The organism is Coprococcus eutactus (genome assembly GCF_025149915.1).
Classification (GTDB): Bacteria; Bacillota; Clostridia; order Lachnospirales; family Lachnospiraceae; genus Coprococcus; species Coprococcus eutactus.
In genome coordinates this window covers 1,793,407-1,819,169 of sequence record NZ_CP102278.1, presented here as the reverse complement: position 1 = coordinate 1,819,169, position 25,763 = coordinate 1,793,407, and the positions used below count along the sequence as shown (strand labels likewise).

The following is a 25,763-nucleotide window of genomic DNA, read 5'->3' as shown; positions in this document are numbered from 1 at the left end:
CGGAGATAATACGGGACACTGAATTTACAGGAGGCATTAAGATGCATAGTAAAGAGTTATTTTCAGAATACGAGGCAAATGTAAGATCATACAGCAGAAGTTTCCCAGAGATATTCACAAAGGCCAAGGGAGCCAAGATGTATGATGAGAATGGAAGGGAGTATATAGACTTCTTCGCAGGAGCAGGCGCGCTGAACTATGGTCATAACAATGATTATATAAAGGAGAAGGTTATTGATTACATCCAGAGCGATGGAATCATGCATTCTCTTGACATGATGACAGCACCAAAAGCTGAATTCATCGAGTTTTTTGAGAAAAAGGTTCTTGAGCCTAGAGGACTTGATTACAAGATCATGTTTGCAGGTCCTACAGGAACAAATGCCGTTGAGTCACTCTTAAAGCTTGCGCGTAAGGTTAAGAAGAGAGAGATGATCTGGGCATATATGGGTTGTTTCCATGGTATGACACTTGGTTCAATATCACTTACAAGTGATGCTGCAAGCCGTGCAGGAGCAGGCGTTGGACTTGACAACGTATACCACATTCCAGCTCCTTACATGTTCCCAGAGCTTGATACGATCAAGTTCATGCAGACACTTCTTGATGACGATCACTCAGGTGTTGAGAAGCCTGCAGCAATCTTTATCGAGACAGTACAGGCAGATGGCGGTGTAAATGTATTCTCAGTAGAGTACCTCAAGGCACTCCGTGAGTTCTGTGATAAGAACGACATCCTTATGGTTGTTGATGACGTACAGGTTGGCTGTGCAAGAACAGGTACATTCTTCTCATTTGAGAGAGCAGGAATCAAGCCTGATATGTTCTCACTTTCAAAGTCAATCGGCGGATACCCATTCCCTATGGGACTTGCAATGTTCAAGCCGGAGTATGATCTCTGGAAGCCGGGTGAGCATTCTGGTACATTCCGTGGAATCCAGCTCTCAATGGTAGCTGCAAAGGCAGGACTTGAGTTCATGCTTGACAACAACATCGAGGCAGAGACAAGACGTAAGGGCGAGATAGTTAGAGAGTATCTTGAGAAGAATATAGACGGCGATCCAAATGTAATTGCAACACGTGGTATCGGACTCCTCTGGGGCGTAGAGGTTAAGGACGATGCAACAGCTGGTGCCATCACGGCAAGAGCTTTCAAGAAGGGCCTTGTAATAGAGAGAGCAGGTCGTGACAATGCAGTCATCAAGATCATGCCACCACTTATCATCTCTGATGAGGATCTTATCGCTGGTCTTGATATTCTCAAGGCAGCTATTGACGGCGAGTGATTTGTAATTTAATGAGCATTGTGACAGTTGTAATTGCGCAAGACTGATATAATGTGAATACCCACATGAAGCCGATAGGCGACATGATATAAAGTTAAACATAGGCTGCGGCATTCCGCAGCCTATGTTTTTTGTGGGTGGATATGGTTGTGCGGGCGGTTTGCCAATTTGGAAATTGTATCTTTACGAATAAATTTGCTCAAAAGGAGATAATTTTGTGGCAATATAGGCGTAAAAAACAAAAAAGATACACTAAATGTAACTGTTCAGAGCCAACCTCCAAAATGCTACGCATTTCGTCGGTGTGGCGTATCCGCTAAATAAAATTTCAAAAACAGTCTTAAAAATGCAAGCATTTTACACCTGTTTTATGAAATTTTGCTTGGCTCTGAACAGTTGCCACAAAATATAGAAAAAAGAGTTTGCTAATGTTGACATATATGTTATAATCAGTCTAGCGTGTGTGGAGACTTCACGGGGACTTCACACCATGAAATATAAAGTTTACGTAGGAGGTAACAAACAAATGGCAAACAAGTGGGTTTATATGTTTAGCGAAGGCGACATGACCATGCGTAATCTTCTCGGTGGTAAGGGTGCAAACCTTGCTGAGATGACAGCAATTGGTCTTCCAGTTCCACAGGGTTTCACAATTACAACAGAGGCTTGTACTCAGTACTATGAGGATGGCCGTAAGATCAATGACGAGATCATGGCTCAGGCTATGGATGGCGTTAAGAAGATGGAGGAGATCAACGGCAAGAAGTTCGGAGATCTTGAGAATCCATTACTTGTATCAGTTCGTTCAGGTGCAAGAGCATCTATGCCAGGTATGATGGATACAATCCTTAACCTTGGTCTTAACGATGACGTTGTTGCTGCTATGATAGCACACAACCCAGATCCAGCATTCGAGCGTTTCGTATACGATTCATACAGACGTTTCATCCAGATGTTCTCAGACGTTGTTATGGAAGTTGGTAAGAAGTACTTCGAGCAGCTCATCGACAAGATGAAGGAAGAGAAGGGTGTTAAGTTCGATGTAGAGCTTACAGCACAGGATCTCAAGACACTTGCTGAGCAGTTCAAGGCAGAGTACAAGAACCAGTTAGGAACAGATTTCCCTTCAGACCCAGTTGAGCAGTTAAAGTTAGCTATCGAGGCTGTATTCCGTTCATGGGATAACCCACGTGCGAACGTATACAGAAGAGACAACGATATCCCTTATTCATGGGGTACAGCAGTTAACGTAATGCCTATGGTATTCGGTAACTTGAACAATGAGTCTGGTACAGGTGTTGCATTTACTCGTGACCCTGCAACAGGTGAGAAGAAGCTTATGGGTGAGTTCCTTATCAATGCACAGGGCGAGGACGTTGTTGCCGGTGTTCGTACACCAATGCCAATCGCTCAGATGGAGCAGGAGTTCCCAGATGCTTATGCAGAGTTCATTAAGGTTTGTGAGACTCTTGAGAATCACTACCATGATATGCAGGATATGGAGTTCACAGTTGAGAACAAGAAGCTTTACATGCTTCAGTGTAGAAATGGTAAGAGAACAGCTCAGGCAGCTCTTCAGATCGCTTGTGACCTTGTTGATGAGGGACATAAGACAGAGGAAGAGGCAGTTGCAATGATCGATCCTCGTAACCTTGATACACTTCTTCACCCACAGTTTGATGCAGCAGCTCTTAAGGCAGCTACACCAATGGGCAAGGGACTTGGCGCTTCACCAGGTGCTGCTTGTGGTAAGGTTGTATTCACAGCTGACGATGCTGAGGCATGGGCAGCTAGAGGCGAGAAGGTAGTTCTTGTACGTCTTGAGACTTCACCAGAGGATATCACAGGTATGAAGTCAGCACAGGGTATTCTTACAGTTCGTGGTGGTATGACATCACACGCTGCAGTTGTTGCCCGTGGTATGGGTACATGCTGTGTATCAGGTTGTGGCGATATCGTTATGGACGAGGAGAACAAGAAGTTCACACTCGCTGGCAAGGAATTCCATGAGGGAGATTACATCTCAATCGATGGTACAACAGGTAACATTTACGATGGAGTTATCAAGACAGTTGATGCTCAGATCGCAGGAACATTCGGCCGTGTTATGGCATGGGCTGATAAGTATAGAACACTTAAGGTTAGAACAAATGCAGATACACCAGCAGATGCTAAGAAGGCACGTGAGCTTGGTGCAGAGGGTATCGGTCTTTGCCGTACAGAGCATATGTTCTTTGATCCAGAGAGAATCGCAGCATTCCGTGAGATGATCTGCTCTGATACAGTAGAAGAGAGAGAGGAAGCTCTTAATAAGATCCTTCCATATCAGCAGGGAGACTTCAAGGCTCTTTATGAGGCACTTGAGGGTAACCCAGTTACTATCAGATTCCTGGATCCACCTCTTCATGAGTTCGTTCCAACAGAGGAGGCTGACATTGAGAAGCTTGCTGCTGCTAAGAACAAGAGCGTTGAGGAGATTAAGGCACTTTGCAACTCACTCCATGAGTTCAACCCTATGATGGGTCACAGAGGATGCCGTCTTGCTGTAACATATCCAGAGATCGCTAAGATGCAGACAAAGGCTGTTATCCGTGCAGCAATCGAGGTTCAGAAGGAGCATCCAGATTGGACAGTTGAGCCAGAGATCATGATCCCACTTGTATGTGAGGTTAAGGAGCTTAAGTACGTTAAGAAGGTAGTTGTTGAGACAGCTGACGCTGAGATCGCTGCTGCTGGCGTAGATCTTAAGTATGAGGTTGGTACAATGATCGAGATCCCAAGAGCAGCTCTTACAGCTGATGAGATCGCTAAGGAAGCTGACTTCTTCTGCTTCGGTACAAACGACCTTACACAGATGACATTCGGATTCTCAAGAGATGATGCTGGTAAGTTCTTAAATGCTTACTATGATGCTAAGATCTTCGAGAACGATCCATTTGCTAAGCTTGATCAGACAGGTGTTGGTAAGCTCATGGATATGGCAGTTAAGCTTGGTAAGCCAGTTAATCCAAAGCTTCACATCGGTATCTGTGGTGAGCACGGTGGAGATCCTTCATCAGTTGAGTTCTGCCACAAGATTGGTCTTGATTATGTATCATGTTCACCATTCAGAGTACCTATTGCTAGACTTGCTGCTGCTCAGGCTGCAATCGCTAACAAGTAGAAAAGTAGATTACAACTATATGTACTTCACGGAATTTCTGATTACCAGAGCTGATGTTAATGATTTCATGACACATCGTCCGGAGTACACGAAAGCGAACCGTTTTAAGGATTTCGTTTATAAAATCTATCTTTGATAGTTAGGGGAAAATTCCAAATATTGGGTTTTCCCCTTTTTTATTGGGTTTTCTAAGGATTCTATCTCTAACTAAGAGATAGAGTCCTTTTATTTTATACAAAATACTTTATCTTGTTGCGGCGAGGCCCCTTGTAGCGACAACAGCACCGATGGAATACGGTTCGGCAAAGGTTATTTTGTCCTGCGGAGGCGGGGATTTCACAGCAGGCGGAAAGCACGTGATAAGTGAGGGATACAAGGTTTATGAGAATAATCTCTGCGATTATTTTAAGACAAAGCCTGACACGGCAGATACTTACGGAGCATTTCACCAAACCGCCGAAGCGTTATTCCGAGAGCAGCCTTCTTTCCGCCAACGAAGATTGACATCAACGCAATCACGGATGGAAAGACCGGAACGCTTGAAACCTATCTGCCGACAGCGGAGGCGTATCTGGCGGAGAAAGCTGTGTAGCTGAACAATCTGGCACAGAAGCAGGCGCAGCACGAAGCGGAGGAACTGACGCAGAAGGACATTTTGAGGGATTTGGAGCTTCAGGAGAATCCGGACAACAGGCTCAGAAGGTTCAACAGGAAAATGTAGAAAACATGTGCTTTTTGAGAATTCTTTATTTGCAGTTGTTAAAATCTATGTTTGAGATTTCTTTTCCCCTGAAAAAATTCATTAATACACAGTCTATACTTTACTTAGATGATAACGAGGAAGGTGATTTACATGAACGATTGCTACAACTGGGAGATGGAAGAGGCACTTATTGATATGGAGAGCAATACTGATTTCATTGAGAAGTATATGTCCGATGACATAGAGGCATTTGGTCACGTTTTGCATGAAGAAGATTGTCTTATAAGGAAGTCACGGGAGAATGCATGGGTTAGAAAGAGATTGCATAAAAAGAAAATGTATAGACAGTTTTTGTCGTGGAATCCGCGACTTGATTTATCAAAGGTTTATGGGGCAAGGGTGATGAATGCGTCATATATTGATTATCATGGATTTGACTTTGATTATTTTGGGACGTTTGTTTCGTACATTGATAGATATTGGTTTAATCCATATACGCATACCTATCGCTCTGCTTGTGGCGACATCCGTGTATATCATGGGAGCATTAAGTATTGCAAATGCGGATGTGCTATTTCAACAAGTAAAACCATGTATAAAGATACTGGCAGAATTACCAATCGACGTATTCGCAAGATGAGAGTATTGGATGAAGATAAGGAGCCGGGAAGTCGCAGTTACTATAAGAAGATGTGTGGACCGTTGATTGATTTATGGTAAAACGTGGAATAAAAAATTGAAAATGATATTTTTAGTATTTAATGTCAATATTTTGATGGAAAATAAATATTCAGTGCATGGCACCAAGGTTGCGATGAGTTAGGCGATGAGTTAAGCAGATATATTTATTGTCAATAAGTAGGCAAAATGTTATAATTTATTTGTCAAAAAACGACAGAATATGCTGGGGAGCGACTGGATTTTGAATAAAAACTACAAAGATTGTCTATTATGTCTCTTATGAATATCAAAGTGGATTTTCTGCGGAAGGATATTCTTTCACAAGGATATCAATGCGAAAATATTATCTTTCATGCGATATTTCCCTGGCAAGTACAGATATACAAGGTAGAAACAAATGTACATGTTAAAAAATATATATCGGCAAATAATGAATACAATAGGTAGCATTCCACCAGAATCGGGAGGAATACTTGGATAGAGGGAAGTAATTCTGGGAAAGTGCAAAATATTAGTGATATATTAATTGCCGATTCGGCAATTAATGGATTGCTTAAGATGTGGGGGATACATATGATAAAAATTTTCGTGTCAAGTACATTTAAAGATATGGATTATGAACGCGATATTCTTCATGACGAAATAGTTCCTGAGTTGAATGAGTATGCGTCTCAATATGGTGAGCAAGTAGAATTGTGTGACTTACGCTGGGGCATTGACACTACAGGATATGATGAAGTAGAAGGTTCAAAGAAAATTTTGTCTGTATGTTTGGATGAAATTGAGCGTTGTAATCCATATATGGTTGTCCTTCTTGGAAATAGATATGGTTGGGTACCGGACAAAAAGTATGTAAGCGATATAGATTTACAGGCGGAGTACTATGATAAAAGTGTTACTGAGCTTGAGATACAGTATGGGGCATTGGCAAGAAATAATCCTAATGCATTATTCTATTTTAGGGAGTTGGATGGCATAATTCCACCGGAATATGAAAGCGAAGATACAGACAGTGCTAGCAAGCTTAAACGTTTGAAACAAAGAATAAAAGAATTATTTCCAAATCAGACATATACGTATCAGGCACATTGGACGGGATCAGGATTGAAATTTGATGCGTTCAAAGAGAAGGTTCTTTTTGATATAAAAGAAAAAATAAGTGATAGATTATCCCAATATAAAGGATTGTCATTGTTTGATCGGGAGCAAAGGCAACATTGGAATTATGCAAGGCAAAAGTATATACAATACGGGGCAAGACCAGATTTGGAAAAACTGGTAAATAATGGATTAAATTCAAATCATAGAATACTGGGGATTGTAGGAGAACCAGGAATGGGAAAGAGTACATTTATCAGCCAACTCGCTTACAACTATGGAGGAAATAGCACTATAGTTATTCCTGTTTTTTGCGGCATTACAAAGAATAGTTCTACTGTATATGGAGTCATATATTATTTAAATGCTTTTTTTGAGACCAATTTTGGATATATGCCGGATATTCAAGAAAGAGACAGTATAAGTGTTCTTAATTCGTATTTGTTTAGATTTGGATTTGAAAAACGAAGACTGCTTATTTTCATAGATGGTGCAGATCAACTTCTACAGCTTGGACAGGACATGGTTAGCGCGTTTAGATATATACCTTCAAACATAAAATTTGTTCTGTCATATACACCGAAATATATACCAGGTCGCCCGATTAAACAAATTATGTTGAAAGGTATGAAAGAATCTGAAAAAAAGAATGTAATAGATAAAATAAGAGAAAGTGTTTCGAATAGATTAAGTGACAAAGTAATCCAGGAGATATTAAATCAGAATCGTTCCAATGAGCCATTATACTTAAGCATTGTGTACAATATAATGATGATGCTTGGGCATAGTGATTTTGAACAGATAAGAGCAATAGACAAATTGGATAATGGCATGGCGGCTATTAACGAATACCAAATTGCATATATAAGAAGTTTGCCACAAAATGTGGGCGCGTATTTGCTCTCCAATATAGCAATGAGAATAAATGAAGACTTTATACAGCTTGCTATAGATTATATTGCACTTTCATCCGGAGGGCTAAGGACTTCGGATATTGAGAATTTAGTTAGCATATACCATGAGAATATTAAATGGTCTGAATTGGATATGTCCAGATTTGTAAAGCTTGCAAAACCGTATATCCTGATAAGAGAAGATGGACGATATGATTTTATGCATAAGAGTTTTCGGACAGAGGTACGAGAAAAGTGTAATCGCGCGGAGAAATTGCGTATAGAGATGATTGAATATTTTGAAACATTACCCTTGGATGATACAGTTCGTGTTGCTGATACAATCTCAATAGCTGAAGAATGTGAAAACGCAGAGATGATTTGTGAGTACATAAATAAAACTATAGATGCCGTATATCAGAAAGACGAACAAGTCTCTGAAAGTATGTACAGAACTGCGCAGGAGCTGTTTTCTCAACTTAACGATATAGTATTAGCAGATGACGATTCGCTTATGCTACAGATAGTTGAATATGAAATAAAGAATTATGAAAATACGGACGATTTTTTGAGATATTTGAATCAACAGGTTATAAAAAGCAGGAAGATGAATGCTTTTAGTTTGAAAAAGATAAATCGTTTTTATCAACTCCTAATAAAGGATGTGTATGATTACTTTGGACTTGAAGGAAGTACACTATTTTTCAGAAATAATATGCGTATAATTTATTATATTTATCGGTTGCTAGGTATGTTTTCCTATAAGGAAATATGGCATAAAGATATGTTAATCGAGACGGGTATAAGAGCTATTTCTATAAGCTACATGGTTTTGGCACGATGTTACCTAAATTATTGTAAGAATAAGAAGGAATTGTGGCAAGGGATTTATTATGCTGAATTGGCTTTAAGCTTATTTGAGAAATTAGGAAAGAACAATAGCTTTTTTTATGAAACAAGAATAGCTGCAATGTACTCTGAGAAAACAAATAAAGCATATATCGCAGAATTGTACGATATTCTTGGTAACTTATATATGAAAGTAGAAGATTATAGGAATGCAGAGAACTTTATAAAAAAGGCTGTAATTGAAAATTTCGATAAAATAAAGAATGGATTGGACGATAATAAGGAAGATATATATCATAGGTTGTATGAAAACTATGTATCCATGTGTAAGCTGATGCTTCAACATGATCAACCGGATTTTGACAGAATAATAAAAATTGGTTTAAAGGCAAAAGAAATATACATAAATCATTTATCAAACTACTATGATTTGTTTCGTTCTTACTTTGTTATAGTGAAGGCATATGAGGAAAAAGGAGAATTAGAGCAAGCTGGTAGAACTGCTGCAGACAATGTGAATTATTGCGTTAAATTGTCGACCGACATCCCATCGCTGAATAATTATATGATCTTGATGAGAGCTTATGGGAATTTGGCTCAAATATATAAAAGGTTAAATGATAACGGTTCATTAACAGAACAAATTATAGAATTGAAGGAAAAAATATCTAATATAAGCCAATGGATAAATAATAATTACGAGGGAGTTGATTTTTCATATGAATTCTGATGGAGATAAAGTGTACAAGGAGATAGTTGCTGAGCATAACATGAAAAGGCAAAAAAAAGATAAAATATATAAAACAAGCTCTATTGTTAGTAGAGGTATGTTTTATGTTGCATCCGTATTATTGATATTATACAGTATAATTAATTATTATTACGTTAATCATAGGCGTACAGCTGTATTGGGAGCAAAAGAAATTACAAGCAGTATAATAAGAATGAATGATTTAATAGGAACAGTAGCATTGTTCGCTATTTGTCTATTGGTAATCAATTTGGTTATCGGATATATTTTAAAATTTTTGATAGTAAAAAAATATAACAAGCATTTAGATTATATGTTACAAATAGATATACAAGGGGATGACGTTAATGATTAGATGCGAGCGATGTGGGAGCTTGAACAGAATGGGAAACGGAAAGTGTATTATTTGTGAGGGTGTCGTTTGGACAGAGGAAAAAATTTCACAGATTAAAGATATGAATGTTGGAGGATTCAAAAATAATAAGTATTCGGAAAGTAATCAGAAGATAAAGGATCATACATTTATTGGAGGAAAAGATTGCATAGAGCGTACGCCATACAAAAATAGGAGTTTTACGGTCTATTTAGGATTAGTAATTATCGTGTCATTGTCTTTGTTTGCATTTATGGATACGCCGGTAATATCTTTTTTAGATGAAGCTGGAAATGTAGATTATTCTTTATGTATAAATAGTGATTCATTTATACGATGTATATATATTATTTTTATAATTACCGCAGTTTTAATAGCAATTGCAAGGGCAAGGATCCAATTGATATTGTTTTCAGCAATATCTTTCTTTTTTTTCCCTTTTTCAGCTGCCATTGTTGCAGTCGCGTTTATGGCATATAGTGATGAACCTTGGATTGATGTTGTTAGGGCAGAAGGATTTTATTATATTCTCATTGGAATAATAGTTGCATTTTCTGCTGTGCTGATAGATTTTTTAATTGATAGGCAGAAAAAGAGAGAATATGAGAAATCACCTATTTAAAATCATTGTTAAGTCACTCAAGAAAAAGAAGAAAGTTGTATGATTCATAAGTACAAGAGCAATCATCTTGCAAGAAAAATTAGAACAAGTAAGTGATTTTAATGAATGGTATCCTGTTGGCTGGATTGGAGATATATGTTATTTATACAACAATGAGGTGGCATTTTTAAATTTTAGAAATTCTATTGTAGATTTAGAATCGCACGAAGTGATGTTTGTTGATAGGTCAGGAGAAGGGTGCGTTGGATTTTATCAAATGTATACATTGGATGAATTGATTGAAAAGGGGAAACTTAAAAACATATATGAAAAAGATTTTTTGATATAAGACGAGGATAAAAAATGGAGAAGGAAAACCATATACAATTTAAGACCAGAGGGGACTCAACAAATCAAGGGAAACCAAGAGTATATTTTTGCTGTCATCCAGATGATTTTGATATGTATTTTGAGCCCGTAAGAAATGAAATTCTGGATAAGCAAAACTGTGCAGTTTATTTTTATGATAATGCTTCATCTATTCCGGAACAGGAGCGTGAAACTGATCTTTTATCTATGCAGCTTTTTGTTATACCGGTAACTACAAATCTGCTGACAAAACCATCAATTGCTATGGATAAAGATTTTCCACTTGCATTAAAGAATAAGATCCCTGTACTTCCTTTAATTCAAGAGCGAGGCTTGGAGGGATTGTTTGCAAGAAAATTCGGAGATATGCAGTATTTGGATAAAACACAAAGAGATACAACTGCCATCAGTTATGAAGAAAAGCTTGAAAAGCATCTGTCTGATATTTTACTCGGTGATGAAATGACGAAGAAAATTAAAAATGAATTTGACGCTTATATATTTCTTTCTTACAGAAAAGCAGACAGAAAATGTGCTCAGGAATTAATGCGCCTGATACATAAAAACAAATATTACAGGGATGTAGCAATTTGGTACGATGAATTTTTGACTATAGGTGAAGATTACAGGGAGAATATCAAAGAGACATTACAAAATAGTGGTCTGTTTGTTTTGGTTGTAACTCCAAATCTTTTGTTACCGGGTAGTTTTGGTGGGGTGAATTATGTAATGAAAGAAGAATATCCTACGGCAAAAAAAACTGATGTAAATATTTTACCTGTAGAAATGGAAAAGACAAATCGATCTGAATTGGAAAAACTATATCCGGATATTCCTTTATGTGTCGATCCCAACAATGATGATATGATGAGAAGATTTTTGATTTCCGCGATTTGGGATATGGGAGTCAGAGAAATTGATAATTCTGCGGAGCATAGTTTTCTTATAGGACTGGCGTACTTGGGTGGAATTGATGTTGAAGTGGACCGTGAACGTGCAGTTACCCTGATAGAGGATGCAGCGAATTGCGGATTGGCGGAGGCTATGGAAAAATTGGTTTCGATGTATCGTACGGGTGAAGGTGTAGAGAGAAATTATGAGGAGGCTATCAAGTGGCAAGGGAAATTAGTGGGTTATTGGAAAAAACAGTATAAAAAAACAAAAGATAAAAATGAATCAGTTTTGTATACGAATGATGATGGAACAGTTGAAGATGTTGCAGAATTGTATATAAATGCATCATTGGTTTATGCAAATTATTTGTCAGAGTCGGGATATATAATTTTATCAACATTTCATTATGATATGCTGAAAAAAAGTTGTGAGGAAATTTATAATGACTCAGGGATGCACAAGTATAAATCTCTAATTGGAGACATTTACTATAGTCATGCCCGTGAATTAGAGATTGCAGGGAGGTTCTCCGAGTCATTAAAATGGTATATTAAATCACTGGAGGTTAGACAAGCATTATTAACCGAGGATAGCAGTATGAAAACAAGGCTGGATTTGTGTAGAAATTATTCTTCGGTTGGTAATATATTTTATATGTCAGGCAATACAGATAAAGCGTCACTTTATTATATTGAAAGAGATAAAATTCTTAAAGAGCTTGTTGGTGAGACAAATGTAGTAGAGGCAAGTATAAGGAGAGAGGTTGCCATAAGCAGTAGCAATATGGGAGACGTTTTAAGCAAAGTAGGAGTGCTTAACAAAGCGAAAGAATTTTATGAAGCATCATTGGATATTTTTGAAAAAATAGCGGAGGAAATACAAACAATCGAGGCTAAAAGAGATTTAGCTTCATGTTATGTTCGGCTGGGGAGAATTACAGCAAATGACAATATATCTGATGCAAAGGATTTCCTTGAAGAATCACTTAGGATCAGAGAAGAGTTGGCTTATGAAACAAATACAATATTGGATAGGAGAGATATGTCTGACAGTTATTATTGGCTTGGCGTTATTTTGGAAAAGCAAGATATGAAAAAGGCATTAGATTATTATGAAGATTCATGCAAAATAAGCAACGAATTACTAGAAGAAGCATTAAGGACAGATTGGGTAGCGGTAAAGCGTGACTTAGCCCGGGCTTATATGAGAATTGGTGCGCTTATGGAAAAAGCAAAAAAATATGATGATAAGAGAACATATTTCTATAAGGCCGCAAGATTATATAGAGATGCTGGGTTTCTTACTCATGAAGAACAGGACTATGTTAAAGTGGCAATATGCTATTTCCAGGCAGCGATGGTTATTGAAGCTGTTGATGAAACTGAAGACAATCGTCCTATTCTCAAGGCAAATGTAAACAAGGAATTACTTCAAAAATCGTATGAAGTGTGGAGCGAACTTACCAATTGGTATCCGAATAACCGAAAATATAAAGAAGAAAAGGATAAAGTACAGAAAATACTTATGGTAAATCCTGGAGAAACAGTCACTGTATGATTAATGACAACTTAAAAGAATCATGTGAGTGGAAGAGAGCGTATGGTATTAGGATTAAAACAAGGGGCTGCCGCTTCACGAAAGTTCATTCGTTAAAAGCGACAGCACCATATTTTGAAAGGTTGTAGAAGAGACAACAACAATGTCTAAAGCGGACAAATTTCAAATTACCGTGTGTAGTGATTGCGGTTTTCAAAGGCACCTATGTTCTTATCGTAGATGTTATGCGATTCATAATATTCCATCATTTCATACCCTTTATCTCGTGTGTAACGTGGAATACTTCTTGATTTATGCGGCTTTTTTTTGTGCCGTATTTTCAACTTCCGTGCTTTTACTCTTCCTTTGAAAAATGGCATGAGATAGAGTACAAGCAAAAAGCAGATTGCTGAAAATGATGCATCTCGGATGGCTAATGACGCTGCTCCGATCAATATCATGACAGGTGACAACTTTATATGCCAGTTAATATACGAATGATATCGGAGCAATATTGTTGGTACCGCCTGTGAAGCAATGCAGATTATGGCGATCAGAAGTATTTGGAGTAAAATCTGACCTGCCGTGTGATAACCGACGATCAATGGAACCAAGAGACATCTCTCTATATGGGAACCAAGAAATACTCCATACGCTGCATCTAGATAGAAGTCACTAGAGGTCTTGGCTGCTTTGCCACCGGTACTCGAGGTTATCCGTTTAATAAAGGCTTTATCTGTGTGATTTCCCAATGAAATTACGTTTATTTGTATGTTCATGCTGTTGGCTCTATTTATCAAGTATTCTTCATCAACATTGGTTGTGGATTTCCCATCGGTCAGGAGTATGACACTTCGGCTTCCTGTAGCTGTACCGACTTTGTCAAAGGCATTCAGAACCGCATATAATGCGTCATTAATATCGGTGCCTCCTTCTTTGGCTTTGTTTTCCAACTCATGATTTAATGTGCTTTTGTTCACTTTAAGATAGTCCATTGGAATATAGCAATGAATATCTTTTGAAAAACGTATTAGGCCCACTTTGCGATTCCCGTCTATATGTTCAAGAAGCTCGTTTGCAGCAGTCAATCTTCTATCATTTTTATCGGAAGTTTTCATAGAACTGCTATCATCTATCACGAGCATGGTTTCTTGAGCAATATCAACATCGTAGTCTGTTCCGTTAAGCTCATATAGTATTTCACAGACTCCGGCAATAATTCCGGTGCAGATGCTTCCAACCACAACAATTATTAACACCTTCTTGAATGACAGACAATCTGATTGAGAATATATACGACCTCTGAGAATCTCCGTTATACCGATCAGCATGGTGTAAACAGCTGTAATTGCAAAAAAGAGCGCGCTTACAAGTAGAAAGTTTGGAATCTCGGTTGAATACAGTGATGCCAGCTTATACCTCCAGAGATAATATCCTGCAATCACAGATATGAGTGCCGGAAATAACATTTCAGCATAATATCTCAATTCTATATTCGTAATCTTTTTGCCAGAACTGATTTTTCTGTTACGTTTGAATGTATTAAGCCAATTCAACACATTTGATGAGATACGTCGTTTGTTCATAGTTCCTCCATTCTAGGCGGCATGCACGTTATAGCTTCTGTTGTGCTATGCCGCCTTTTTTACACATATGTTTTAGTGGATGTAACTAGTCAAGATTTTGATAGAAGACATTTGCAACAGCTGAACTTGCATCGGTTATATAAACGACTCTGTTTTTCTTTGCGTTGTCTTCATCCCATTTTCCGGATGAATTGAAGCAGTCACATTTAAAAGGGTTCAAATCATAACCGAGAGGATAACAGCGTATAGATTCTTCTTGTACACCGGCTTTGATCAGCAACGTTTTTACTGTGTTTGCACGAGCGGATGATAAGTCATATAAGGCTTCTTTATCGTCTGACCATGCAGTTGACGCAAATACGGCGATTGTTACATCCTGACTGGTTGCATAGCTGATCACCGGTGACAAGACTTTCAACGCCTCGTTTTCAGAAGTAATCAGTTCCGCAGAGTCAGGCTGAAACGATAATGACACATCGTTAAAACACAGTACATCATCCTTGAGGTTTATGGATTCGTTTGTTGTAGTATCAGCATAAACAAAATGATTGCCTATATCGCTTGCTGTAACCGGAGTCACAGAGGGATAGTCTATGTCTAGGGGTGCACCATCCGGTGTGTTAGTCTTGAAGGTCACGTCAGAGCATCCGCATCCGCAGGATTCAAATATAGCTAGCCACAGCGCTTGGAGGTTTGTAGAGTCAAGTTGTGAAAGTTCAGCTTGTTCTCCGCTGGTGGTATCTACATGACCGAGGCCATACACCGTTACTGACTCTATGCTTCTCATATCAGGCAGCTCATGAATATTACTAAGGTCAGCAACGGTTTCGTTAATGGTATCGGAATCAGAATATGCGTCAAGGCCGCCTGCCATATTAAGGGGGTCCACGGTCTGTATCATGCTAGAGACAATCACGATTCGTTTTATACCATCGTCGTACGTTTGGAGTTCGTCACAAGCCAGCCGAATAGCTTTCAATACGTTGACTTCGTCTGCAACAGGAGATGTATTGTTGATGATGCTTTTTATGACACTATTAGTAGCTTCCAGCTTGTCTTTCTCCTTCCAAGTAGCGCCGCCTCCTTTGCCATTGTTCGTATAAGTCAGATGATCTACGACCTTGGCATCACCGTCAAGTCTTATGATTGTTGATGTCGAGTCATATGCGGCGTAATTTTCTGAGATTGTTTTGCTGAGAAGCTGGTTCAGGTCGTATTTGGCACTATACTTCGTCTGGTCCACGACATATACGGTATGTGAGACTGCGGCTACTTCCATGCCGAGCGCTGATTTGACGTCATTGGTTACATCGGCACTGCTGCATCCTGTTGTGAAAAGAAGTGAGATGCACAGGATAATGGCGGCTACGAGAGCTCTTGTTTTGTTGGATTCCTTGTTTGTGTTCATCATGGTGAATTTCCTCCTTCTGTTGGTTAAATTGACTTATGATATAGAGTGTTCCTTTTGGGATGCATTGACATCAGATGGCAAAGAAACACTTTTATTGCTGGATCTGGCATTCTTATTTGACGATATATTTTGTATTCTGGCGAGATACATTGCTTCTAAGAGAGCACCGTCGGACAAAATCTTCTGAATATTTGATTCGTGTACCTTATCGGACTCTGATACTTCTTGATTTGCATACTTTTCCAACTCTGTTTTCTGTGCTTCCACATTTGATAACTGCGCATTTGCTAATACTTCCGTTTCGCAATTCAATGCCTTAAGCAAACGAGGGACCAGAATCAAATCCCGGATAGCCTTATATATAAACGATGAGATAGTGGTTCCGATAGCGACCTCAGTCCATAATATCATCATTGATGTCTGGGCTGTTTTGTCTGCGTTACTGCCTTCAAATACGAGATCTGTGGTGTTCACTCTTATTAGAAAAAGCATCACTATAAAACTAAACATGACAGCAACCAGAAGACCGATTGCAATTCCTATATATTTTTGATTTTTTTTTGATATTGTGCTTTCCTTTTCTTTTGAGAATATGTACTCTGATATAGCAGTCGGGGTATGATCAAGGATGATACTGAGTGTTAATGTCAGTATCAGCAACATAGCAACGTTCTCGCGGTAGATTGAGTTTAGAGAGACAAAGTAGTTGCTGCTATCAGATAATACGTATACTATAGGCATTGCCAGATATGCTTTGGCTCCTGTCTTTTTAATACGTGAGAGTGACTGATAATAATACTCCTTCAATTCATCTAGACTGTATTCATTATTGTGGATCTTCTTAAGGATCCGGGTATTTTTGTTTTTTAAACGTAGCTTATATGCAACAGCAGAAATTACGATAAATACAACTGCAATTGCAATAGCAAGGATTAGGGATGACGTAAGATTATTCATGTTCAGTCCTCCTTTTCTTTGCTTTTGATAGACAAATACTCAATGAAATCTACAATTTTGTTCTTTTCCTTTTCGATTGTCTCTAGCTCAGATGAAATTTGTTTCTGAAGTCTAATCTCTTCAATCTCCTTCTCTGCGTATGAGCTGTTCTCAGCTGCGAGCCTGTCATTAAGAGCTGCTGTGAATTCTTCATGTGTGATAAAAGGAGGCTTTGGGTTATATACCCTGTTAATAAACTCCGGGTTGTAACTAGGGAGATCCGGTGATATAGGCTTCCTGTCTACCCTTAACTCGGATAAATAGTTTCGATACTTAATCTTCGTGTGTTTCTTCATAAGGTATACCTCGCTTTCTTTTTGAACCTACACTGATGATTATTTTTGTTCAGCAGTAGGTGTGGTTTATTTATATTGACATTATGAACCTTATAAGCTCCATGATCCGAAGGGGGAATTTTGATATGAACCACTATAATAGGTTTGCTCATACTGCGTTGTTTGATTTAAGATGAGAAAACGGTTGTCAGCTTAAAAAATGAAAATTTATCTGGTTTGATAGATTGGTTTGATAGATTTAGAAATCTGCTTATCATTTTGAGTCACTTGTGTTATACTTTTATTCATAGCATGAGCTTCTGGTTTGTAATTGTTTTTTGACAACTCAATTATACCAAAACCATTGGTTTCATGCTATTTTTATGCCAGTTATTATTGAATTTTCAAGGTGCATAGGCACATTTTAATGTGCGAAGTTTGAGTAATAAAATTAACAAAGACTTGTATGTGCTACATAGTCTTGTACAGCTGTAAGAAAGTAGTAAATTAATCAAGCCTGAAGAAACTACAGTAGCTCAGTATTAGAGGCAACGCAGGGGAAGAGTTGTTGGTAAAAAAAACTATTTATAAGGAGGAAACGAAGATATGGAAAACACAGCAGCAGAGGAAATGTATGATTTTACGAAAAATCGCAGAGAAAAAATCAATTTAGAACTGTCAAAAATAAGGTCATTATATGGCAGAGAGGATGTAGTTTATAGATTTAATGCTTACAAGAAAGCAAAAGATAAAGATGATATAGCACGCAAAAAGGGAAGAAGTGGATATAGTGGACTTCCATCTGCAAGAATAGAACTTGAAAGCGCTTGTAAGTCTGTAGGAATTGAGAAAACACCTGATGAATTGATTAAAGATGATTCTGTAATTAAAACAATACATACCAGATCAGAAATAATAAGTGATCAATTTTTGCCAATATTGTATAAAGAATATAAAAACACTCCCATGACAAGTGACTATATGAACAGAATAATACATCGCCTGACAAAATCGGATACTTATATAAAAAAAGATGATGAAAACAGAACAATTATATTGAAAAAGTTTGTTATGGGAGGCGGTAAAGGTTTCAAAACACTTAATACAGGAGAGATTATTGAATGGGCAGAAGAAAAAATGAATGCTAGCGAAAAGGAACAGTATGATTTACAGTCAGACAGTCAAAAGAAACTTGAGTTAGCTGTATCCAGAATAGATAATTCTATTTTTGATAGAAGTTTAACTCAAGCATTGAAACAAACAAAATGCCTTATTGAGAATTTTGACAAATATGTATTAATGTCCAAAGAAGGGAAAATAGTTGATTCTAATTCTAATGAAACAATTATAATTTCGGACATAATTTTGAAGGAAATAACGACCATTAAGCTGAAAAATCTTATGTGTAAACTGAGATTTGAATTTACAAATGTGAGTGTAATAGAAAATATTAAATTACTATATAACATATTTAATAACGACTATCCGGCAAATACAGTTGTAGAATTTATAGATTTTGTTGCTGCTCTTAATGTAGATTTCAAGAAACAGTTGCATTCATTATGCTATATAAGCAGAGAGGGTAAAAAGAAAACATTAGAGGAAAGATATTGTGATGTTTTAAAGAAACGTAACCGTAAAATGAAGTTATTGAATTTATGTGAAGATTTGGCAAATGGAGATTTTAAGAGTAATGGGGGTAACACAAGAAAATATTTGTATTATTTTGCCATTATGTTTGACATGTCAGAGGCCTTAAAAAAGAACGATCATTATAATGAAGATACAAAGGAAGTGGAAACTGAGTTTGGAAAACGTGCTGACATGCAGGCGTATCTTTTTGAAGACTATTACAGTGACAACATTATGAAGTTTTTATTAAATCGTTATGAAAGGGAAAAACACATTAAAAGTTTGCAAGGAAACGGAAAAGGAGAAGGCAATGATTATGAGACGGAACCAAGAGGAGATGGTATTAATTATAAAAATTATGCTGAAATGATATATTTGTACTTCTTATATAGGAAGGATTTGAACTTGACTCCCGGAGAAAGAATAGATATGGCTGAGAAGATAATAGCTAAATGCAGTAATAGCAAAGAGAAGATAACTCATCCGATAAAAGGTGGAGAGACTAATGATACTGTCGGGTATAAGAATTCATATATGGAAAGTGTTTTGGATCGTGAACCATCGGAGGTTGGAAGTTATTTAATGAGTACTGAGTATGATTTTATGTTCAATGAGGGTAAATCTATAACGGCTATATCGTCCGAAGAGGTTTACGCACGTGATGCAATGGAAATATGGTCAGGAAGCTTAGAAGAAGAGTATGTAAAGAATGTTGATAGTAGCACATTAAAGCGAGAAATAAAAGATATAAAGGAGGCAGCTGAGTCAGATGAAGTTGCAGACAGGGTATTAGAGTTATCTAATATTAAATATTTCAAGGAAAATTCTATAGTTAAATGGAGTTTATCTGAAAAATTGAGAAAAAAATATACAGGCTCAAATGACAAAGAATTCTTCTTAATCATAGACTTAATAGAACAACGATTAAATAAAAGATTCGTATGGTTAAGCAGTAGAAAAATTAACGAATTGGCGGAGCTTCTTACAATATTATATGAAGATTCAAATAGCGATACATTTATTAGTGGGAAAGAAATGCAAGCAATGATTAGAAAAAAAACCGGAGGATTATACAATGGCTATTTATTTCAAGATGACGTTGAGATGCTTAAAAGTATAGGCTTGGATATCAAATGGAAAAAAATAAAGAAGCCAAAGAAAGCCGCAGAAGACATTACCGAAGAAGAAAAAGTATATGCTCTTTGCGGAAGAGAGTATCAAAATGATAGCGAATTAGATGCTATAATAAAGAGCCTTAATATAAAACTGGATAAGACATTGCTTTGGGAAATTTTACTGGAGAGAATTGTAAAAAAACAAGATATTTCCAGATCTACATTTATTGCAGTATATTATAATTATTATTTATGTTTTGAACTAGATAAAATAAGTGGGGTAGAAACATTCAAGGATATATATGACGATTTTAAAAATAAAATAGATATTGAGCTTGAAAAAGCTCGATTCCAACGAATGAGTGAAAAAAATATATTGGATTTGTATGTTTTAATTTCATTATGTGTATTTGTAGTTGAAAACGATGTTTTACAGTCTGAGTGACCAGAAATACCGCAGTTTTTCGCTTTAGTTCAGGATAGATATTGGATTCCCCATATAAACTATTCTCTTTCCATATGCGATAATCAGTCACAAATGGAAGGAGGATAGCTTATGATTGTTAATCAATATGTAAAGACAGGAATGTATCATTTGGAAAAGGGAGAAGCTTGTCAAGATTATGTGCAGTACTATGAGGATGAACGATATATAACATCAGTAATTTCAGATGGGGTCACGGAATGTAAGTATGGTGCTGAAGGAGCGAAGCTGGCATGTGAAGCAGTTATAAATTTTTTTAAGATTGAGAGAAGACGTGTATTTTCCTATGATTCAAGGAAATTGGCTTACCTAATCACAGAGCATATATTGAGTTTCATTGAACGAAAAAATAACATTACGGAAAAGAAAGATAGATATGAGTATGCTGCAACTGTGAGCACAGTATTTATTGACAAGGACAACAGGGAAATGATAGCAGTGAATCTTGGGGATTCTGCAATTGAATTGATAAGATCAGATAAGAAGATGATTAAAGTATTGAATCCAAAAGTGTTTTCCGGACAGCCGTGCCTTGTGACAACAGATAGTGCGTGGAAAGTGATGGATGTAAAGAAGTTCGGATTGCAGAGAGGCACAACTCTATTTATGTGTACAGATGGCTTTTGGAAAAATGTTAATACAGATGCAAGGATAAACGATAATCTTGAACGATGTAAATTCAAAAATTTGAATCAACTGTTGGATAGTTTTAAATTCACAGACGATTGCGGCTATATAGCTGTTAGCCTGGATGATTATGAAGACAATAACCTTGTTATGGCAGAGGTGAAGGGGGGAGATGGAAAGTGAGCATAGATAATAGAGCGTATTTAAAAATCGGTGAACGCATATTGTTATCAAGGAATAAGGCTGGAAATGATCAAGAAGTATATCAGATTACAGGTCGTGTTGGCGAAGGAGGGTCTGCTATATGTTATGAGGCTGTTCGAAATCGAAACGGACATTTGGAAACAGGGTTGTTAAAGGAATTTTATCCTGCCGACGATATTGAGAATAATATAGTTTATTCTATTTTCAGGTTGAAAAATGGTCAAATAGTTCCCGGTGCGGGAACTCTGGACAGATTTGTAAAAATGCGTGATGAATATATGGACGCATATAATTTGCTGAATGACAAGATGTTAGAATCTGAGGATAACCGACTAATGGGTAACTTTATTCAGATTCCGGAATTATTATATGGATGCTTTGATGAAGATGTAGAAAGTCCTGCTGTATATGATGAGGTAGACATTAAAGCTCTGAGTGAAGCAATAGATGGTGCTGTGCCAACATCCGGATATATATGGACGAGAGGTGTTGTAGGACAGAGCTATGGTGAGTTTATTAAGGAGATAAAGCGGAATTCAGAAAGTAATTCAGACTTTAAACTTCTGCAAGTTATCCAAACTGTGATAGCTCTTACAGAGGGAGTAATGTCAATTCATGTGGCGGGGTTATTACATTTGGACATAAAACCATCAAACTTCATGTTGCCATATAGAGAGGGGCAGATTGTTAACGAGCACACGATATCCATGTATGATGTAAACACGTTATATATGGTGGGAGGAGAGTATTTAAATCCAATGGGGACAGATGGATTTTGTGCTCCGGAAATTGTAGAAATGGAAGATCAACCAGATAATAGAGCAGATATTTATTCCATCGGAGCTGTGCTATTTAATGCAATAATTGTAAAAGATGGTATAGGGAATGAACTTTACGTAGATGAAACTTATGGAGAAATAAGACAACTTGTAAAATCTTCAAAACTTTTTACAAGTGGAGAGGCTGGCACAAATGAAGAGTTTATGTCACTAATTGTAACTATACTTGAAAAGTGCTTGGCACCTTATAGGGGAGGAAGATATGAAGCTTGCGAAGACCTCCTCGACGACTTAGAAAAGGCATTGGAGATTATAACCCGAATAAACTGCAATAGAATCGGACAGAATGAAACATTGCAGGTAGTTAAGCTCAATGAGGCAGGTATATCTGATCCGGTTATTGCAATACAAAAAATGTTGTATGACCATCCTATATACGAGAGCTTGAAATTCGGAAATACAGAACCAAAAATTTTAGTTATAGGTTCGGGGACATATGGACATATATTTATTGACCAGTGTCTGCAGGCGGGTCAGATCAAAGGGTATAAGTTACACATTACGTCGATATCAGATAAAGCAGACAAGGATAAGGAGAGATATTTACAATTTAGACCGGAGCTTACAAGATTCGTAAATGTAAATGGTTCTATTGAGAAAAGCAGACACGATTGCATGTATGCGGATCTTGTATTCCGAGATTTAAAAGACAATGATGATACTGTCAGGTTCACGGTAATACAGGATGGAGCCTCAGATGAGAATATAGATAGCATAAAACATAAAAATGCTGTTATTATAAATGAATGTCTCGAGCCGATGCTAAAAGAATATGACTATGTATTTGTAGCAGCAGGAAATACCGAAACGAATAGATTTATTGCAGAGACGATTGCAATCGAAATGCTAAAAGAGAACGATAAACTGTGCCCTGTTTGTTATATTAGCGAGTTTAGCGTTGATGATGACGGAACATCAAATGTATACCCGGTATGTATTAACGAGCGAATTACGCCGGAGACATTCAGTTCAGATATAGATTTGGTTCAAATGGCGTTTAATGCCGATATATCTTGGGATAATTCGCTCAATAAAGATATGGACGAGGCAAGAGACAAATTTTTAAATGACAGATATAGATATGAATCATCATTGGCATTTGCCTTATCTATACGATATAAGCTGTACAGCATAGGGCTTGTTCTGGAGAAAGACGCCGGAACTTGTAATGAAAATGCTATAGTGGTAAAAAACCTTTCTGAGGCGGCGAATGTTTTCTTTGAAGAAATTCTTCAAAAGAAAGACATTGATTCAGAGGCAGGAAAGTGCGCAAAGGAAAAATTTGATGCTGTAGTTGCGCTGGAGCATAGAAGGTGGGTATTGGAGAAAGTGACCGCCGGTTGGAGAGCGCCACGGGACAAGAACGGAAACCTTGATCTTGAACAGTGTGTTCAAAAGGGAAAAGTAAAGAATGAGTTGGAATCCACTCATCCATGCATAGTGTATGGAACGGAAGAGACTCCGCTGAGTACCGAGGAATACAACAAATACAGCGAATCGGGACGTGAGAAGTGGGATGTTGCGGATATAGATCCAGATCTCGATGAATTGGATCTAATGTCAATTAAACTTCATCGATGCTTCAGAAAGCGAGCCAATGAATATAAGAAAAATAACCCTATGCAAAGAGAAAGTGATATAGAAAAACTTCGTAAATTGGCTGAAGAATGTGGAGAAGATGTTTCTGGTGCCTTCAGACAATACTGTTTCTGCTTGGAAAACATTTTGGAGGGAGTGGAAAATTATACTCGTCAATATAGTAATTATGAGAAAAGACTTAAAAAAATATTTGAGAGTAGTGCCTCGGAAGCCGTGTTAAAAGATGCCGAGACAAGGATTGCCCTGATAAAAAAAGCGTTCTTTCCTGTTATGGAAGCAAACTTGTATCGTGACTATAAGTCGTATGATGACGTGTTGGTTGGGAAGATACCATTTATACTGACGTACAGTTTTATAGAACATGTAGTAGTGGCGTTTGATGAAAGTGAAGAATTTAATGGCAGACTGAACAATGTAGCGGCAGTTACTGTGTTGTGTCCGAAAAAAATAGATTATATATATTATTGCGATGAGCATTCAGATGTAGATAAGGTTATGACTGGCTTAAAGGCAGTGCTTGGATATCTGGACAGCAGAGAGATACATTGCCAAGTAAGGTTTGTGATTGCAGGTTCTCGTGAATGTGGCACCACGAATATGCTTGAGAAAGGGTTAAGCGGAATAGAAAGCGGAAAGTATCAAAATGTCAGATTTGAAGGTTGCACACTGTTATATTGCAATCCGTCACAGGATGCGGCGTATAATGAAATAGTGCAGTACTTACAAAGCGATAACTGTATATATGAGTGCAGCAATTTATTATTCCACGATGGGAAAAAGTACGAGGCTTTTAAAAGTGTCATAAAGTCTGCCGGCATAGCATATTATAGTTTTGACTGGAGAAATAAACACTTTACGAAACATAATGGCTGTGATTATCTGCAATATATTCATGATGCCTCTTTCTTAACAATGGAAAACATAGCTGCGCTTAAAGGAACGGATAGTGCTATTTCTGATATTCCGGAGTATCAAAAAGATTACGAAGCATTGTGGCAGATTTACGAATCAGACAAAAATGCGTGGAGGGCACTATGTAGTTGTATTGATGAATATGAGCTGAGAAATAAGCCGCTGGCACAATTTGAGATACTTGGCAATGAGTGTAATGAATACACCGAGAAATTATCCTTTGTATTGCCGGAATACACGGAGAAAACTGTGCGTCGATTGCTTAGAGAATTATCAGAGCGAGATATTTTAAGGGATGATATTATAGAGAATTATACAAGTGAAAGCTACATAGTAAAATTCTCCGTATCTAAAAAATATAGACATGCGTTTGACACGTTGTTTGCTGATCCGAGAATCTTGTTGGACTATTATGGAGTTAGAGCATATAATGAAAGCAAATATGTGAGGGTGGGTTATAACAATCTGGAAGTGGTGGATATCAGCCGCATCGAAGAAAACTCATATAGAATGCTTGAGAAACTACAGGACAAGCATTTTATCAATGGTTTGAGAAGAGAGGATTCTTCCGATAAGGTGAGCTTTGCATTTACCTCTCCGAGAATTAAGAGAGTAATGATGAAGACCAACAGGGTGCTGCTACTTCGGGCTTATTATGAGACGCTAAAGTATGGATATCATGAACCCAATAGGATCGCATATTTTGATGATGTGGTATATGGAAGCAAGATCGGTAATCAAGATGAGAGCGATGCACTTTTTATTACGAAAGGATTTCGCCATATTAAAATCACAGATATGGGTGAATGGAGTGATGAGCAATTAGCCTGCATCGGAGACACGTTAAATGAGAAGTTAAGAGAAAACAACCAATAATGAATTAAGG

At 37.5% G+C, this 25,763-nt stretch carries 15 protein-coding genes; 11 read left to right on the top strand and 4 right to left on the bottom strand.

The window, feature by feature from the left end; translation table 11 throughout:
• Positions 1 to 41 precede the first annotated feature (41 nt).
• The 8 genes from NQ536_RS07845 to NQ536_RS07810 all read left to right on the top strand — a co-directional run bounded on the left by NQ536_RS07845 (position 42) and on the right by NQ536_RS07810 (position 13,218).
• Positions 42 to 1,286 (top strand): aspartate aminotransferase family protein, encoded by a 1,245-nt coding sequence (locus tag NQ536_RS07845; RefSeq protein WP_004853973.1) that lies wholly within the window; start codon positions 42 to 44, stop codon positions 1,284 to 1,286.
• Positions 1,287 to 1,812: 526 nt separating this feature from the next.
• Positions 1,813 to 4,449, top strand: coding sequence for a pyruvate, phosphate dikinase (gene ppdK / locus NQ536_RS07840; RefSeq protein WP_044998404.1), 2,637 nt, complete (start codon positions 1,813 to 1,815; stop codon positions 4,447 to 4,449).
• Between the two features lie 853 nt (positions 4,450 to 5,302).
• Entirely contained in the window at positions 5,303 to 5,872 is a 570-nt protein-coding gene (locus NQ536_RS07835) for a hypothetical protein (RefSeq protein WP_044998405.1), read from the top strand.
• Between the two features lie 462 nt (positions 5,873 to 6,334).
• Entirely contained in the window at positions 6,335 to 9,403 is a 3,069-nt protein-coding gene (locus tag NQ536_RS07830) for a DUF4062 domain-containing protein (RefSeq protein ID WP_004853984.1), read from the top strand.
• Positions 9,393 to 9,779 carry a hypothetical protein gene (locus tag NQ536_RS07825; RefSeq protein WP_004853985.1) on the top strand — a complete coding sequence of 129 codons (387 nt, stop codon included), beginning with the start codon at positions 9,393 to 9,395 and terminating at the stop codon, positions 9,777 to 9,779. The genes NQ536_RS07830 and NQ536_RS07825 overlap by 11 nt, the downstream gene beginning before the upstream one ends.
• 28 nt (positions 9,780 to 9,807) lie before the next feature.
• A complete protein-coding gene (locus NQ536_RS07820; protein ID WP_004853987.1) occupies positions 9,808 to 10,419 on the top strand; it encodes a hypothetical protein in 612 nt (203 codons plus the stop codon).
• 67 nt (positions 10,420 to 10,486) lie between these two features.
• Positions 10,487 to 10,747, top strand: a complete 261-nt coding sequence (locus NQ536_RS07815; protein ID WP_004853988.1) for a hypothetical protein — start codon at positions 10,487 to 10,489, stop codon at positions 10,745 to 10,747.
• A 14-nt stretch (positions 10,748 to 10,761) separates the two neighbouring features.
• Positions 10,762 to 13,218, top strand: a complete 2,457-nt coding sequence (locus NQ536_RS07810; protein WP_004853989.1) for a TIR domain-containing protein — start codon at positions 10,762 to 10,764, stop codon at positions 13,216 to 13,218.
• 167 nt (positions 13,219 to 13,385) lie between these two features.
• Here NQ536_RS07810 and NQ536_RS07805 read toward each other — a convergent pair whose 3' ends face one another.
• The 4 genes from NQ536_RS07805 to NQ536_RS07790 form a co-directional block, all read right to left on the bottom strand.
• The gene (locus NQ536_RS07805; protein WP_004853992.1) at positions 13,386 to 14,783 is read right to left on the bottom strand and encodes a VWA domain-containing protein; all 1,398 of its coding nucleotides are present in this window, start codon (positions 14,781 to 14,783) and stop codon (positions 13,386 to 13,388) included.
• 85 nt (positions 14,784 to 14,868) lie between these two features.
• Positions 14,869 to 16,194, bottom strand: a complete 1,326-nt coding sequence (locus NQ536_RS07800) for an OmpA family protein (RefSeq protein WP_004853994.1) — start codon at positions 16,192 to 16,194, stop codon at positions 14,869 to 14,871.
• 33 nt (positions 16,195 to 16,227) lie between these two features.
• Entirely contained in the window at positions 16,228 to 17,151 is a 924-nt protein-coding gene (locus NQ536_RS07795) for a hypothetical protein (RefSeq protein ID WP_004853995.1), read from the bottom strand.
• A 2-nt stretch (positions 17,152 to 17,153) separates the two neighbouring features.
• A complete protein-coding gene (locus NQ536_RS07790) occupies positions 17,154 to 17,486 on the bottom strand; it encodes a hypothetical protein (RefSeq protein ID WP_004853998.1) in 333 nt (110 codons plus the stop codon).
• 585 nt (positions 17,487 to 18,071) lie between these two features.
• Between NQ536_RS07790 and NQ536_RS07785 the strand changes: the two genes are divergently transcribed.
• From NQ536_RS07785 to NQ536_RS07775, 3 genes are all read left to right on the top strand, one after another.
• On the top strand, positions 18,072 to 20,657 hold the full coding sequence (locus tag NQ536_RS07785; protein WP_004854001.1) for a hypothetical protein: 2,586 nt from the start codon (positions 18,072 to 18,074) through the stop codon (positions 20,655 to 20,657).
• A 111-nt stretch (positions 20,658 to 20,768) separates the two neighbouring features.
• On the top strand, positions 20,769 to 21,506 hold the full coding sequence (locus tag NQ536_RS07780; protein ID WP_004854003.1) for a protein phosphatase 2C domain-containing protein: 738 nt from the start codon (positions 20,769 to 20,771) through the stop codon (positions 21,504 to 21,506).
• Positions 21,503 to 25,753: a protein kinase domain-containing protein gene (locus NQ536_RS07775; RefSeq protein ID WP_004854006.1), complete on the top strand. Its 4,251-nt coding sequence runs from the start codon at positions 21,503 to 21,505 to the stop codon at positions 25,751 to 25,753. The genes NQ536_RS07780 and NQ536_RS07775 overlap by 4 nt, the downstream gene beginning before the upstream one ends.
• The last annotated feature ends 10 nt before the right edge of the window (positions 25,754 to 25,763 follow it).